Annotated in this window: 14 protein-coding genes; 9 read left to right on the plus strand and 5 right to left on the minus strand. The window is 68.5% G+C overall.

From position 1 onward, the window contains the following. Positions 1-37 precede the first annotated feature (37 nt). The gene (locus tag ACMV5O_RS17975; RefSeq protein WP_416164763.1) at positions 38-565 is read right to left on the minus strand and encodes an RDD family protein; all 528 of its coding nucleotides are present in this window, start codon (positions 563-565) and stop codon (positions 38-40) included. Between the two features lie 146 nt (positions 566-711). Between ACMV5O_RS17975 and ACMV5O_RS17980 the strand changes: the two genes are divergently transcribed. The 5 genes from ACMV5O_RS17980 to ACMV5O_RS18000 all read left to right on the plus strand — a co-directional run bounded on the left by ACMV5O_RS17980 (position 712) and on the right by ACMV5O_RS18000 (position 6,612). Further along, positions 712-2,424 carry an acetolactate synthase 3 catalytic subunit gene (locus tag ACMV5O_RS17980; RefSeq protein ID WP_416164764.1) on the plus strand — a complete coding sequence of 571 codons (1,713 nt, stop codon included), beginning with the start codon at positions 712-714 and terminating at the stop codon, positions 2,422-2,424. A 34-nt stretch (positions 2,425-2,458) separates the two neighbouring features. Further along, positions 2,459-2,950, plus strand: a complete 492-nt coding sequence (gene ilvN, locus ACMV5O_RS17985) for an acetolactate synthase small subunit (RefSeq protein WP_324541005.1) — start codon at positions 2,459-2,461, stop codon at positions 2,948-2,950. Between the two features lie 63 nt (positions 2,951-3,013). Beyond that, on the plus strand, positions 3,014-4,030 hold the full coding sequence (ilvC, locus tag ACMV5O_RS17990) for a ketol-acid reductoisomerase (protein ID WP_324541003.1): 1,017 nt from the start codon (positions 3,014-3,016) through the stop codon (positions 4,028-4,030). Positions 4,031-4,213: 183 nt separating this feature from the next. Next, positions 4,214-5,074, plus strand: coding sequence for a CDP-diacylglycerol--serine O-phosphatidyltransferase (gene pssA, locus ACMV5O_RS17995; protein ID WP_416164775.1), 861 nt, complete (start codon positions 4,214-4,216; stop codon positions 5,072-5,074). Beyond that, complete coding sequence (locus ACMV5O_RS18000) at positions 5,071-6,612, plus strand: 2-isopropylmalate synthase (RefSeq protein ID WP_416164765.1); 1,542 nt, start codon at positions 5,071-5,073, stop codon at positions 6,610-6,612. Before pssA ends, ACMV5O_RS18000 begins: the two co-directional genes overlap by 4 nt. A 93-nt stretch (positions 6,613-6,705) precedes the next feature. On the opposite strand, the gene ACMV5O_RS18005 is transcribed toward ACMV5O_RS18000, so the two are convergent. From ACMV5O_RS18005 to glcC, 4 genes are all read right to left on the minus strand, one after another. Then, positions 6,706-7,053 carry a DUF2069 domain-containing protein gene (locus tag ACMV5O_RS18005; protein ID WP_416164766.1) on the minus strand — a complete coding sequence of 116 codons (348 nt, stop codon included), beginning with the start codon at positions 7,051-7,053 and terminating at the stop codon, positions 6,706-6,708. Beyond that, positions 7,050-7,649 carry an NAD(P)H:quinone oxidoreductase gene (gene wrbA / locus ACMV5O_RS18010; RefSeq protein ID WP_416164767.1) on the minus strand — a complete coding sequence of 200 codons (600 nt, stop codon included), beginning with the start codon at positions 7,647-7,649 and terminating at the stop codon, positions 7,050-7,052. The genes ACMV5O_RS18005 and wrbA overlap by 4 nt, the downstream gene beginning before the upstream one ends. A gap of 88 nt (positions 7,650-7,737) precedes the next feature. Next, on the minus strand, positions 7,738-9,255 hold the full coding sequence (locus ACMV5O_RS18015; RefSeq protein WP_416164768.1) for a hypothetical protein: 1,518 nt from the start codon (positions 9,253-9,255) through the stop codon (positions 7,738-7,740). Positions 9,256-9,380: 125 nt separating this feature from the next. Then, positions 9,381-10,169, minus strand: a complete 789-nt coding sequence (gene glcC, locus ACMV5O_RS18020; protein ID WP_416164769.1) for a transcriptional regulator GlcC — start codon at positions 10,167-10,169, stop codon at positions 9,381-9,383. A 245-nt stretch (positions 10,170-10,414) separates the two neighbouring features. Between glcC and glcD the strand changes: the two genes are divergently transcribed. The 4 genes from glcD (at position 10,415) to ACMV5O_RS18040 (ending at position 14,746) form a co-directional block, all read left to right on the plus strand. Beyond that, positions 10,415-11,914, plus strand: coding sequence for a glycolate oxidase subunit GlcD (glcD, locus tag ACMV5O_RS18025; protein ID WP_416164770.1), 1,500 nt, complete (start codon positions 10,415-10,417; stop codon positions 11,912-11,914). Continuing rightward, entirely contained in the window at positions 11,914-13,005 is a 1,092-nt protein-coding gene (gene glcE / locus ACMV5O_RS18030) for a glycolate oxidase subunit GlcE (RefSeq protein WP_416164771.1), read from the plus strand. The genes glcD and glcE overlap by 1 nt, the downstream gene beginning before the upstream one ends. Positions 13,006-13,049: 44 nt before the next feature. Next, complete coding sequence (gene glcF / locus ACMV5O_RS18035; RefSeq protein WP_416164772.1) at positions 13,050-14,267, plus strand: glycolate oxidase subunit GlcF; 1,218 nt, start codon at positions 13,050-13,052, stop codon at positions 14,265-14,267. A gap of 74 nt (positions 14,268-14,341) precedes the next feature. After that, positions 14,342-14,746 (plus strand): heme-binding protein, encoded by a 405-nt coding sequence (locus tag ACMV5O_RS18040; protein WP_416164773.1) that lies wholly within the window; start codon positions 14,342-14,344, stop codon positions 14,744-14,746. The last annotated feature ends 62 nt before the right edge of the window (positions 14,747-14,808 follow it).

The following is a 14,808-nucleotide window of genomic DNA, read 5'->3' on the forward strand; positions in this document are numbered from 1 at the left end:
AGGGGAAAACCCCGGGGCCACGGGCGACGACGAGCGCTCAGGACTTAGGCGGCGGCGGCAGCAGCACGATGCAGGTGCCCGCCAGGCGGTCATGCAGGAATTGTCGATCGCGATCGATCAGCGCCCACAACAGGCCGAGGCCGAACAGCAGGACCGACGGCCAGGCCAGCGCATAGCGCAGCCAGCTGCGGCCCAGGCTGGCGCCGCGGCCATCCTCGGCATTGACGATCTTCAGGCGCCAGGTCTGCATCGACAGGGTCTGGCCGTGTCGGCGCCAGTACCAGACGAAATAGACGCCCAGCACGCCAAAGATGTGCAGCCACGCCAGCCAGCCCGGGGGCGCGATGCCGAAGACCACGCCAAGGATCAGGTAGGGGACGAGGAAGGTGAGCGCGAGCACGCCCAGCAGCAGCATCGATTCATAAAGCATCGCTGCAAGGCGACGCCGGAGGCCTGCGAGTTCGACGACCTGCCGATTCGCGGTGGCCGTCGTGGTGGCAGCGACACTGCCTGCGCCGCCCTGCACCGGGCGCCCATCGGCAGCCCTGCTTTTCCTGCGTGTCATGAAATCGTCCGCAAACCTGCAGGCCGAAGCCCGTCGGAAAACCCGCATTTACAGCCCGCTGCCTCCCGTCCCCAGCCTTGACCAAACTGCGGGCGGCCGGTAACGTTCTGCGTTTATTCAAACCCCTAACAACAAGCGAGCCGTCGATGGTGCTGTCCGGAGCCGAAATTGTAATCAGGTGCCTGCAGGAAGAAAAGGTCGAGTACGTCTTCGGTTATCCGGGCGGCGCAGTCCTGTTCATCTACGACGCGCTTTTCCAGCAGGATCAGGTCCGTCACGTGCTGGTGCGCCATGAGCAGGCCGCCGTGCATGCCGCCGACGGCTTCGCCCGCAGCACCGAGAAGGTCGGCGTCGCGCTGGTGACCTCCGGCCCGGGCGCGACCAACGCCGTCACCGGCATCGCCACCGCCTACTGCGACTCGATCCCGATGGTGATCATCTCCGGCCAGGTGCCCACCGCCGCCATCGGCCAGGACGCCTTCCAGGAAGTCGACACGGTCGGCATCACCCGCCCCTGCGTCAAGCACAACTTCCTCGTCAAGGACGTGCGCGACATCGCGTCGACGATGAAGAAGGCCTTCTATCTGGCGCGCACCGGCCGTCCCGGCCCGGTGCTGGTCGACATCCCCAAGGATGTGTCGATGCACAAGTGCGAGTTCGAGTATCCGAAGGAGATCTCGATGCGCTCGTACAACCCGGTGGTCAAGGGCCACAGCGGGCAGATCCGCAAGGCCGTGCAACTGCTGCTCGAGGCCAAGCGCCCGATGATCTACACCGGCGGCGGCGTCGTGCTCGCCAACGCGGCAGCACAGCTCACCAAGCTCACCCGCCTGCTCGGCTACCCGATCACCAACACCCTGATGGGCCTGGGCGGCTACCCTGCCAGCGACCGCCAGTACCTGGGCATGCCGGGCATGCACGGCACCTTCGAAGCCAACATGGCGATGCACTACAGCGACGTGCTGCTTGCCGTCGGCGCCCGCTTCGACGATCGCGTCATCGGCAACCCGGCGCACTTCGCCGAAGAGCCGCGCAAGATCATCCATGTCGACATCGACCCGTCGTCGATCTCCAAGCGCGTCAAGGTCGACGTTCCCATCGTCGGCGACGTCAGGGAAGTGCTCGAGGAGATGATCCGCCAGCTCGAGTCCGGCGAGGCCCGCCCCAATCCCGACGCACTCGCCGCCTGGTGGAAGCAGGTCGAGGAATGGCGCAGCCGCAGGTGCATGGTCTACACGAACTCGGACGAGATCATCAAGCCGCAGTTCGTGGTGCAGAAACTGTGGGAAGTGACCGGCGGCGACGCCATCATCACCTCCGACGTCGGCCAGCACCAGATGTGGGCGGCGCAGTACTACGGCTTCGACAAGCCGCGGCGCTGGCTCAATTCGGGCGGCCTGGGCACGATGGGCGTGGGCATGCCCTACGCGATGGGCGCCAAGCTCGCCAACCCCGACCTGCAGGTCGCCTGCGTGACCGGCGAAGCCTCGATCCAGATGAACATCCAGGAACTGTCGACCTGCAAGCAGTTCCGCCTGCCGATCAAGATCTGCAACCTCAACAACCGCTACCTGGGGATGGTGCGCCAGTGGCAGGAGATCTTCCACGGCGGCCGCTACTCGGAGTCCTATATGGACTCGCTGCCCGACTTCGCCAAGCTGGCCGAGTCCTACGGCCATGTCGGCATCCGCGTCGATCGTCCGGCCGACGTGGAGGGTGCGCTGCGCGAGGCCTTCACCACGCACCGCAACGAACTCGTGTTCCTCGACTTCCAGGTCGACCAGACCGAGAACGTCTATCCGATGGTGCAGGGCGGCAAGGGTCTCACCGAGATGATCCTGTCGGCCGAAGACCTCTAATCGCCCTCCAGCAGAACGCGGAACCGAACCCACCATGCGTCACGTCATTTCCCTCCTGATCGAAAACGAATCCGGCGCGCTGTCGCGCGTGTCCGGCCTGTTCTCGGCGCGCGGCTACAACATCGAGTCGCTCACCGTGGCCCCCACCGAAGACGCCTCGATGTCGCGCATGTCGATCGTCACCACCGGCTCGGACGACATCATCGAGCAGATCACCAAGCAGCTGAACAAGCTGGTCGAGGTGGTCAAGGTGGTCGACATCTCCGAGGCCGCGCACATCGAGCGCGAACTCATGCTCATCAAGGTGCGCGCCACCGGCAAGGACCGCGAGGAGATCAAGCGCACCACCGACATCTTCCGCGCCCGCATCATCGACGTCACCGACGCCTCCTATGTCGTCGAACTCACTGGCAATCAGACCAAGCTCGACGCCTTCATCGGCGCCATCGACCCCGCACTGATCCTCGAGACGGTGCGCTCGGGCGTGTGTGGCATCGGCCGCGGCGACCGCGTGCTCAAGATCTGAGCCAGCACCGATTCATCCCCACCCCGCTCAACCTCCCGACCCGCTAAGCAAGAAAGGAAAGACATGAAGGTTTATTACGACAAGGACGCCGACCTCTCCCTCATCAAGGGCAAGAAGGTCACCATCGTGGGCTACGGCTCGCAGGGCCATGCGCACGCGCAGAACCTGAAGGATTCGGGCTGCAAGATTACCGTCGGCCTGCGCAAGGGCGGCGCTTCCTGGGCGAAGGCCGAAGCGGCCGGCATCAAGGTCGAGGAGATCGGCAAGGCCGTCAAGGGCGCCGACGTCGTGATGATCCTGCTGCCCGACGAGACCGCACCGCAGGTCTACCGCGAGGACGTCGAGCCGAACATCAAGAAGGGCGCCGTGCTCGCCTTCGCTCACGGCTTCAACGTGCACTACAACCAGATCGTGCCGCGTGAAGACCTCGACGTGATCATGGTCGCGCCCAAGGGCCCGGGCCACACCGTGCGCTCCGAGTACCTGCGCGGGGGCGGCGTGCCGACCCTGATCGCCGTGTATCAGGACCGCTCGGGCAAGGCCAAGGACATCGCCCTCTCCTACTCCGCTGCCAACGGCGGCACCAAGGGTGGCGTGATCGAGACCAACTTCCGCGAAGAGACCGAGACCGACCTCTTCGGCGAGCAGGCCGTGCTGTGCGGCGGCGCCGTCGAGCTGGTCAAGATGGGCTTCGAGACCCTGGTCGAGGCCGGCTACGCGCCCGAGATGGCCTACTTCGAGTGCCTGCACGAGCTCAAGCTGATCGTCGACCTGATGTACGAGGGCGGCATCGCCAACATGAACTACTCCATCTCCAACAACGCGGAGTACGGCGAGTACGTGACCGGCCCCGAAGTCATCAACGAGCAGTCGCGGGCCGCCATGCGCAATGCGCTCAAGCGCATCCAGACCGGCGAGTACGCCAAGATGTTCATCCTCGAGGGCAAGACCAACTACCCGAGCATGACCGCCTACCGCCGCCTGAACGCCGACCATCAGATCGAGAAGGTCGGCGCCACGCTGCGCGACATGATGCCGTGGATCAAGGCCAAGGCGCTGGTCGACAAGTCGAAGAACTGATCGCGCGCGGGCAGCTCTGCCCGCGGTGACGACAAGGGCCGGGGACGCGCATGCGGCTCCGGCCTTTTCCGTTGACGGCGCCATCGCAGCGCGGCCCGCCTGCCGCATGCGCTAGAATCCTCAGTCCGAGAACCAAGGAGGCGACAGTCCAACGTGACCCATCCCGACCGCCAGCCGCTGCCGATGCTCGACAAGCGCCGCCGCGGCATCTACATCCTCCCCAACCTGTTCACCACGGCGGCGCTGTTCGCCGGCTTCTATGCCATCGTGCAGGCGATGAACGACCGCTTCGAGTACGCCGCGGTCGCGATCTTCGTCGCCATGGTGCTCGACGGCCTCGACGGCCGCATCGCCCGCCTCACCCACACCCAGAGCGAGTTCGGCGCCGAATACGACTCGCTCTCCGACATGGTGTCCTTCGGCGCCGCGCCGGCATTGGTCATGTACGAATGGGCGCTGCAGGACCTGGGCAAGCTGGGCTGGATCGCCGCCTTCATCTATTGCGCCGGCGCGGCGCTGCGCCTGGCCCGCTTCAACACCAACATCGACGTCGTCGACAAGCGCTTCTTCCAGGGCTTGCCGAGCCCGGCGGCCGCGGCATTGATCGCCGGCATGGTGTGGGTGGGCCTGGACAACGGCTTCACCGGCACCGAGCTGCAGTGGTACGCCTGCGTGCTCACCATCTTCGCCGGCGTGTCCATGGTCAGCAACGTGCTGTTCTGGAGCGGCAAGGACATCAACCTGCGCAAGAGCGTGCCCTTCATCGTGCTGATCGCGCTCGTGCTGGCCTTCGCGCTCATCTCCAGCTACCCGCCCGGCATCCTGTTCGCGCTCTTCCTCGGCTATGCCGCATCCGGCTACATCGTCTGGGCGCTGCGCTGGCGCAAGCGCAAGCTGCAGCGCCAGGAGATCGCCGCGGCAAGCGACGCCGCCGGCACGCAGTCAAACCCGTCCGCGGCCGCCGAGGACACCGCCAGCACACAGCCCGACCAGCCCGTCGCGTCCGCGGAGGACGCCCCATCCGACCCCGGGAGCAAACCATGAAAGACAAGCTGATCATCTTCGACACCACCTTGCGCGACGGCGAGCAGAGCCCGGGCGCCTCCATGACCCGCGACGAGAAGCTGCGCATCGCCCGCCAGCTCGAGCGCATGCGGGTCGACGTCATCGAGGCCGGCTTCGCCGCCGCCTCCAATGGCGACTTCGAATCGGTGCGCGCGATCGCCGAGGCGATCAAGGACTCCACCGTGTGCTCGCTGGCGCGCGCCAGCGAGGCCGACATCCGGCGCTCGGGCGAGGCCATCGCCCCGGCCGCGCGCGGCCGCATCCACACCTTCATCGCCACCAGCCCGATCCACATGGAGAAGAAGCTGCGCATGACGCCCGACCAGGTCGTCGAGCAGGCGGTGAAGGCGATCGGCTGGGCGCGCCAGTTCACCGACGACGTCGAGTTCTCGGCCGAGGATGCCGGGCGCTCCGAACTCGACTTCCTCGTGCGCATCTTCGAGGCGGTGATCAAGGCAGGCGCCAAGACCATCAACGTGCCCGACACCGTCGGCTACAACGTGCCCGAGCAGTTCGCCGCCACCCTGCGCAGCCTGATCGAGCGCGTGCCCAATGCCGACAAGGTGGTGTGGTCGGTCCATTGCCACAACGACCTCGGCCTCGCCGTGGCAAACTCGCTCGCCGCCGTGCGAGCGGGCGCGCGCCAGGTCGAATGCACCATCAACGGCCTCGGCGAGCGCGCGGGCAACGCCTCGCTCGAGGAGATCGTGATGGCGGTGCGCACCCGCGCCGACATCTTCCCGGTCGAGACCGGCGTCGACACCACGCAGATCGTCCCCGCCTCCAAGCTGGTGTCGCAGATCACCGGCTACCCGGTGCAGCCCAACAAGGCCATCGTCGGCGCCAACGCCTTCGCCCACGAGTCGGGCATCCACCAGGATGGCGTGCTCAAGCACCGCGAGACCTACGAGATCATGCGCGCCGAGGACGTGGGCTGGGGCGCCAACAAGCTGGTGCTGGGCAAGCTGTCCGGGCGCAACGCCTTCCGCGCCCGCCTGGTCGAGCTCGGTATCGAGATCGAGAGCGAGGAACACCTCAACCACGCCTTCGCGCGCTTCAAGGAACTGGCCGACAAGAAGCACGAGATCTTCGACGAAGACCTGACCGCACTCATGCGCGACGAGGCGGTCACGCCCGAACTCGAGCACTACCGCCTGCTGGCCAGCCGCTTCCACTCCGAGACCGGCGAGACGCCGCTGGCGGCGATCACGCTGTCGGTCGGCGGCAGCGAGAAGCGCTCCGAAGCCGAGGGCTCGGGCCCGGTCGATGCCGCCTTCAAGGCCATCGAGTCGATCGTGACCAGTGGCAGCGAGTTGCTGCTGTACTCGGTCAACGCGATCACCACCGGCACCGATGCGCAGGGCGAGGTCACGGTGCGCCTGTCGAAGGGGGGCCGCGTCATGGACGGCCAGGGGGCCGACACCGACATCATCGTCGCCTCGGCCAAGGCCTACCTGAACGCGCTCAACAAGCTGCACGCCGGCGCTGCCCGCCTGAACCCTCAGGTCGGCCCCTGAGCCGGCGAAGCCGTCCGTCGTCGTGTACGGCGGACGGCCGGCAGCAAAAGGGCCCGTCACCGCGACGGGCCCTTTTGCTGTGTCGTGGCGTGCTCAGCGCTGGCGCGAGGGCGCGCTGTAGCGGGCGTGGAACATGGTGCTCAGAAACAGCACCACCGCCAGCGCAGCCTCGAGGATCGCAAACACCCCCATCAGGCCCGGATCGGCGGCACGCAGCACGCCCTCGGTGAAATACAGCAGCGACAGCATCGACACCCACTGCGAGGTGTAGCGCTTGCCACGCAGGATGCCGAACACCGCCGGCAGCAGCGGCAGCGCCTTCAGGATCATCCACGAGCCGCCCGGCCGCAGTGGCGCCAGCCAGCCCTCCCACAGCACGCACAGCACGATCAGGCTGAGCAGCGCCACACTCGATACGCGCACGAAGATCTTCGGGTTCATGCGCGCGCTCCCAGTCGCAGCGCCAGCTCGGCGAGCCGGCGCCCCTGGGCTCGGGCGAGGATCGCTTCCTCCGCCGTCAGCTCCGCCAGACCGTCCGCACCCGCGACGTGGCTCGCCCCGTAGGGCGTACCGCCACTGCGGGTCTGGTCGAGCGCCGGCTCGGTGTAGGGTATGCCCATCAGCAGCATGCCGTGGTGCAGCAAGGGCACCATCATGGTCAGCAGCGTGCTCTCCTGGCCGCCATGCTGGCTGCCGCTCGAGGTGAACACGCAAGCCGGCTTGCCCGCCAGCGCACCGTTCGCCCACGCCGCGCCGAGCCCATCGACGAAATACTTCATCGGTGCCGCCATGTTGCCGAAGCGAGTCGGGCTGCCGAGCGCCAGGCCGGCGCACTGCTCCAGGTCCTGCACCTCGACGTAGGGCGGCCCATCGACCGGAATGTCGTCCTCGACCGCCTCGCACACGGTCGACACCCGCGGCACCGTGCGCACGCGCGCCACCGCCCCCGGCACCTGGTGGATGCCGGTGACGATCTCTTCGGCGAGTGCGCGCACCGAACCGCGATGGCTGTAATAGAGGACGAGGATTTCGTGCATGAGCGGGGCGATCCGATACCGGGCCGCGGATTATACCCTTCGTCCGGCAGCCGGCCTCAGGGTTCCCCCCCACAGGGGCGTCGCCCGCTCAGATCGGATAGGGGTCGATCTCGTACTGGAACAGCTCGATGCTCGGCGTCTGCATGTCCAGCCCGAGGGCGCGGGCCTGGGCGACATAGACGTGGCCCAGATCACGCACGAAGACGAAGCGGCGCGAGGCGTAGGTGCCGGACAGGGCGAGCATGGCGGGGTGGCGGCGCACCGGCTCCATGACCGGCAGCGCCAGCGCCGGCGAAGGGTGCGGGCTGCTCGCACCGCGAAAGCCGACCCGCACCGACTGGAAGGACGGGCCGATCAGTTGCAGGCCGAGCTCGACCTGGCCCGGGTTCTCGCTGCGCACCCAGCGCACGACGCACACCGACCAGGGCTGCTCGGGGTCGCGCCGCAGCGCAACCGCAATGCCGGCCTCGACCTCGCCTGCGACACCGGCCACGCTCATGACCGCATAACCGCCCGGGCTCTCGTTGAGCACCACCCACTCCAGCACCTGCCCCTGCTCCCGGCGTCCGCAGCCGAGCTCCCACACCGACTTCAGCCCGACGCAGACCTGGACCATGTACTGGTGCTGGCGTCGCGGCTGCTCGCGCACCGGCGTCGCCATCCAGTGCATGCGCAGGCGTCGCAGCAGGGCGAGCGTCTCCAGCGGCGCCAGACCCGGCGGGAAGCCGCCCTCGTCGGCCGCCAGCGGCTCGATCTCGCACTGCATGCCGGCCAGCTCGGCAGCGGTCATGTGCGCGGTCACCCAGTCGATGCACTCGCTCAGCTTCTGCGCCATGGTGCGCGGGTTGAACGCCCACACCCTGCCCTCGCCCTGGAGTTCGGCCGGCACCGGATTCCTGGACAGCGCCACCGGGGCCGCATCCGCTGCCGGGTCGATCCACCACGCGGCGCTCCCCTCGGAGGGCGCCCCCGATGCGAGGGTGGCGGCCTCGAGGATGCGCTCGTCGAGAAAGTCGAACAGCCAGGCCAGCTCACGCGCGGTCAGGCCATCGGGCTGCGACACCGCCACGGCGAGGATGCGCAGATAGGCGATGCGCGCCGCAGCCCCGGCATCACCGAAGGCGGCCCCGCTCGCCTGCGCCAGCCGATGGGCGAGCCGCCAGGCGCCAAACGGGGTGTTGGCGGCGGCCAGGCCGGCCAGCGCAAAGACCTCGCCGACCAGCGTCAGGCCCCGGGCACCGAGCGCCGTCAGCTCGCCGCTGCGCCGCGGCCAGTGGCGCAGGCTGATGTCGACGAGATCGGCGTAGGCCCCAGCCACATCGAGCAGCGCGCTGCAGGCCTGCTCGGTGGTCTCGTACAGCGACAGCGGCAAGGGCAGATGCGCCGCCAGCAACTGCGGCCGCAGGCGCCCGGTGATGTCCGATACACGCGCCGCGGCCGCGTGCAGCACCGCCTCGCGCTTGTCGACCGGCAGCTCTTGCCCGGCCAGCACCGGCAGGCGGGCCTTGAGGGCCGCCAGGTCGACGGCCGGATCGTCGACCGGCTCGCGCTCGAGCCAGTCGATCAGATCCTGCAGCGCAACAGACGGTGCATCGGTCTCGTCCATCGTCCTCGCCGTTTAGAGGCGTCAAAGGAAACGGACCTGCATTCTAGCTGCTTGTGCGAGGGCTGCGCGTCGCGCCCCTCGGCCGACTCCTCGGTGCGGCCCTCGGTACGCCCGCGGCCCGCTCCCTAGTTCCAGCCTTCGAGCCGCATCGTTGCCCGCACCAGGCGCTGCTCCTCCTGCTCGATCTCGACGAAGCTCTCGCGCACGCTGTTGATGTGCTCGCGCGCGATCAGGCCGGCACGCTCCGGCTGGCGCTCGACCACCGCCTGGTAGAGGCGCTGGTGCTGGCGATCGATCACGTGCTTGTGCGCGGGGCGGTGATAGAGGTTGTTCACCGAGGCGAACACGCTGTTCAGCATCAGGTCGGACAGCGACTGCAGCGTATGTACCAGCACCGAGTTGTGCGAAGCCTCGCTGATCGCGCGGTGGAAGGCATGATCGACGCGGGCATGCTCTTCCGGCGAGGCCTCCGCACAGACACCGCTGCGCACGGCCAGGTCCTCGTAGCGGCGGCGGATCATCACGAAGTCGGCCACGGTACCGCGCAGCGCCGCGAGGCGGGCCGCCTCGCTCTCGAGCAGGGCGCGCACCTCGAGCAGGTCGTAGAGGGTGCGCGGCTGCGAGCTGAACAGGTGCAGCAGCGGGCTCGTGTCGCGCTCGGCGGACAGGCGGGCGACGAAGGAGCCCTTGCCATGGCGCGTTTCGATCACGCCCAGTCCGCGCAACACGCGCAGCCCCTCGCGCAAGGCCGAGCGCGAGCAGCCCAGCTTCTCGCACAGGCGACGCTCGGAAGGCAGCGCCTGCCCGACCTTGAGCACCCCATCGGTGATGAGCCGCTCGATGCGCTCGGCGACGACATCGGCGATCTGACGCCGCTCGGGCACTCCTGATGCGGACTGAAGTTGTTCTGCCACGGTGGTCGGACCAGTAAGAAATGGGGGCACGAATTGAATCGATGAGCTCATGTACGGCTCTGATTATATTGCGCTCTGTGGGCTATAAGGGTTAGACCTGATCAAAAAAACTGGTCGGACCAGTAAAAAACCACTGGTCGGTCACGCGCGGGACTTCTAGCATTCAACCGGCAGGCCCCCTTGCGCCTGCCCCTGAAGCCCAACGAGCCCCCAGCCATACCCGAGTCCGGGAGCGGAGAACCGCGATGAACATCCTCTACGACGAACGCATCGACGGCGCGCTGACTCAGGTCGACCGCGCGCATTTCTATGCCGAAATGCGGGCCGCGATCCCGGATCTCGCCATCCTCCACAGTCAGGAAGACCTACGCCCCTACGAGTGCGACGGCCTCGCGGCCTACCGCAGCACGCCCCTGCTGGTGGTGCTGCCCGAGCGCATCGAGCAGGTGCAGGCCGTGCTGCGCCTGTGCCACGCGCGCAAGGTGCCGGTGGTGGCGCGTGGCGCCGGCACCGGTCTGTCGGGCGGTGCACTGCCGCTGGAACAAGGCGTGCTGCTCGTCATGACGCGCTTCAACCGCATCCTCGAGGTGAACCCCAAGGGCCGCTACGCGCGCGTGCAGCCGGGCGTGCGCAACCTCGCCATCTCGCAGGCCGCCGCGCCCTACGAGCTCTACTACGCACCCGACCCGTCCTCCCAGATTGCCTGCTCCATCGGCGGCAACGTCGCCGAGAATGCCGGCGGCGTGCATTGCCTCAAGTACGGCCTCACGGTGCATAACCTGCTCAAGGTCGAGATCCTGACCATCGAGGGCGAGCGCATGACGCTGGGCGCCGATGCCCTCGATGCGCCCGGCTTCGACCTGCTGGCGCTGATCACCGGCTCCGAGGGCCTGCTCGGCATCGTCACCGAGGTGACGGTGAAGCTGCTGCCCAAGCCCCGCGTCGCCCGCGTGCTGATGGCGAGCTTCGACTCGGTCGACAAGGCCGGCCGCGCGGTAGGCGACATCATCGCCGCCGGCATCGTGCCGGGCGGGCTGGAGATGATGGACAAGCTCGCCATTCAGGCCGCCGAGGACTTCATCCACGCCGGCTACCCGGTCGAGGCCGAGGCGATCCTGTTGTGCGAACTGGACGGCGTCGAGTCCGACGTGGCCGAAGACATCGAGCGCGTGCGCGCGGTGCTCGACCGCGCCGGCGCCACCGACGTCAGCCTCGCCCGCGACGAGGCCGAACGCGCCCGCTTCTGGGCCGGGCGCAAGAACGCCTTCCCCGCCGTCGGCCGCATGTCGCCCGATTACTACTGCATGGACGGCACCATCCCGCGCCGCCACCTGCCGACCGTACTCAAGGGCACGGCCGAGCTGGCCGAGCGCTACGGCCTGCTCGTCGCCAACGTCTTCCATGCCGGCGACGGCAACATGCACCCGCTGATCCTGTTCGATGCCAATCAGCCCGGCGCGCTGGAACGTGCCGAGGAGCTGGGCGGCAAGATCCTCGAACTGTGCGTGGCCGTCGGCGGCACGATCACCGGCGAGCATGGCGTCGGCCGCGAGAAGATCAACCAGATGTGCGTGCAGTTCAACACCGACGAGATCAACTTCTTCCACGCGGTGAAGGCGGCCTTCGACGCCCACGGCCTGCTCAACCCGGGCAAGAACATTCCCACCCTGCACCGCTGCGCCGAGTTCGGTGCCATGCACGTCCACCACGGCAAGCTGCCCTTCCCCGAACTGGAGCGTTTCTGATGCCCGAACACGCCACCACTGCCGCCTCTGGCAAGGCCCCCGGTGCCGACCTGAGTGCAGCGCTCATCGCCCACGTCGAACGCGCCCTGGCCGACAAGGCGCCGCTGCGCATCCAGGGCGGCAACACCAAGGCCTTCCACGGCCGCCCGGTCGACGGCGAGCTGCTCGACACCCGCGGCCATCGCGGCATCGTCAGCTATGACCCGACCGAGCTCGTGATCACCGCGCGCGCCGGCACGCCGCTCGTCGAGGTCGAGGCCGCGCTCGACGCCGCCGGCCAGATGCTGCCCTGCGAACCGCCCCACTTTGGCACCGGCGCCACCGTCGGCGGCATGGTGGCCACCGGGCTGTCCGGGCCGCGTCGGCCCTGGGTGGGATCGGTGCGCGACTTCGTGCTCGGCTGCCGCGTCATCAGCGGCGGCGCAAAGCACCTGCGCTTCGGTGGCGAGGTCATGAAGAACGTCGCCGGCTACGACGTATCGCGTCTGATGGTCGGCAGCCTGGGCTGCCTGGGCCTGATCACCGAGGTCTCGTTCAAGGTCCTGCCCAAGCCGCGCAACAGCGTCAGCCTGCGCCTGGAGATGGACACCGAGACCGCGCTCGAGCGCTTCGCCGAGTGGGGCCAGCAGCCGCTGCCGATCACCGCCGCCTGCCATGACGGCGAGGCCCTGATGCTGCGCCTGGAGGGGGGCGAAGGCTCGGTCGCGGCCGCGCGCGAGCGCCTCGGCGGCGAAGCGATCTCGCCCGCATTCTGGCACGCCCTGCGCGAACACGAACTCGCCTTCTTCCAGGATCCGCGCCCGTTGTGGCGGATTTCGGTCGCCAACGACAGCCGCCCCGCCCTACCCGCCGGCAGCCAGCTCATCGACTGGGGCGGCGCCCAGCGCTGGCTCAAGACCGAGGCTAACGCCGACGCCATCCGGACGGCCGCCACCGCGGCCGGCGGTCACGCCAGCTGCTTCACGCCCGGCGTCACCGACAGCCCGCTGCACCCGCTGCCCGAGGTGCTGCTGCGTTATCACCGTCAGCTCAAGGCCCAGCTCGACCCGCAAGGCCTCTTCAACCCCGGGCGCATGTACGCCGGGCTCTGAGCCCGCAGGCTCCGAGCCCCCTCCCAGCCAGGACAGACCGACTCATGCAAACCAATCTGAGCGAAAGGGCCCGCGCCCTGCCCGGCGCCGATGTCGCCGAGAGCGTGCTGCGCACCTGCGTGCACTGCGGCTTCTGCAACGCCACCTGCCCCACCTACCAGTTGCTCGGCGACGAACTGGATGGCCCACGCGGGCGCATCTACCTGATGAAGCAGATGTTCGAGGGCGGTGAGGTCAGCGCCAGCACCCGCCTGCACCTCGACCGCTGCCTCACCTGCCGCAACTGCGAGACCACCTGTCCCTCGGGCGTGCAGTACCACAAGCTGCTCGACCTCGGCCGCGCCGCGATCGAGGCGTGGGCGCCGCGCCCGCTCGGCGAGGTGGTCCAGCGCAAGCTGCTGCGTACCGTCGTACCGCGCCCGACCCTGTTCAAGACCCTGGTGCAGGCCGGCGAAGCGGTGCGCCCGCTGCTCCCGTCCGGCCTCGCCAGCAAGTTGCCGCGCCGCATCAAGAACGCCAAGCCGCGCCCCGGGCCGCGCCATGCACGCAAGGTGCTGATGCTCGAAGGCTGCGCCCAGCCCGGCCTGTCGCCCAACACCAACGCGGCCGCCGCGCGCGTGCTCGACCGCCTCGGCATCAGCGTGGTGGCGGCGGCCGAGGCCGGCTGCTGCGGCGCGGTCGACTTCCACCTCAACGCCCAGGACGCCGGCCTGGCGCGCGCCCGGCGCAACATCGACGCCTGGTGGCCGGCGGTGGAGGCCGGCGCCGAGGCGATCGTGCAGACGGCCAGCGGCTGCGGCGCCTTCGTCAAGGAGTACGGCTTCGTGCTGCGCGACGACCCGGCCTATGCACAAAAGGCCGCGCGCGTCAGCGAGCTCGCCAAGGATCTGGTCGAGGTGCTCGGCCAGGAACAGCTGGAGACACTCGGCGTCCGCGCCGACAAGCGCCTCGCCTTCCATTGCCCGTGCACGCTGCAGCATGCGCAGAAGCTCGGCGGCACGGTGGAGGGCGTGCTCGGGCGCCTCGGCTTCAGCCTCACGCCGGTGCCCGACAGCCACCTGTGCTGCGGCTCGGCCGGTACCTATTCGATCACACAGCCCGAGCTGTCGCGCCGCCTGCGCGACAACAAGCTCGACGCCCTCGAGAGCGGCAAGCCCGACCTCATCGTCACTGCCAACATCGGCTGCCAGACCCACCTCGACGGTGCCGGCCGCACCCCGGTGAGGCACTGGATCGAGATCGTGGACGAAGCCCTGGGCTGAATCCGCAGCCGCTCCCTCATCCCCCGCGCACGCGCCCGACGGGGCCGTGCGCCAGCCGCAGCAGGAGAACCCGCTTGAAGACCAAGGCCGTACTTTGCCAGCACGACGTCACCCGCATCCTCACCGCCTCGCGCGCCATTGCGCAGGACCGGGGCTGGGCCGTCACCATCGCCGTCGTCGATGACGGCGGCCACCCGCTCGCCCTCGAGCGCATGGACGACTGCGCGCCGATCGGCGCCTACATCGCGGTCGAGAAGGCGCGCACCGCGGCGCTCGGGCGGCGCGACTCGAAGCAGTACGAGGACATGATCAACGGCGGCCGCACCGCCTTCCTGTCGGCACCGCTGCTCGCCGGCACGCTCACCGGCGGCATCCCGCTGGTCGTCGACGGCCAGGTCGTGGGCGCGGTCGGCGTCTCCGGCGTAAAGCCCGACGAGGACGCCCTGGTGGCCCGGACCGGCGCCGATGCCCTGGGGTGAACGGCCGCGCTGCGTCCGCCCCGACTTCCCCCCTCCCCCTCAATCACCAACAGCGATGGACG

Source organism: Thauera sp. WH-1 (assembly GCF_047806685.1).
Taxonomy (GTDB): Bacteria; Pseudomonadota; Gammaproteobacteria; order Burkholderiales; family Rhodocyclaceae; genus Thauera.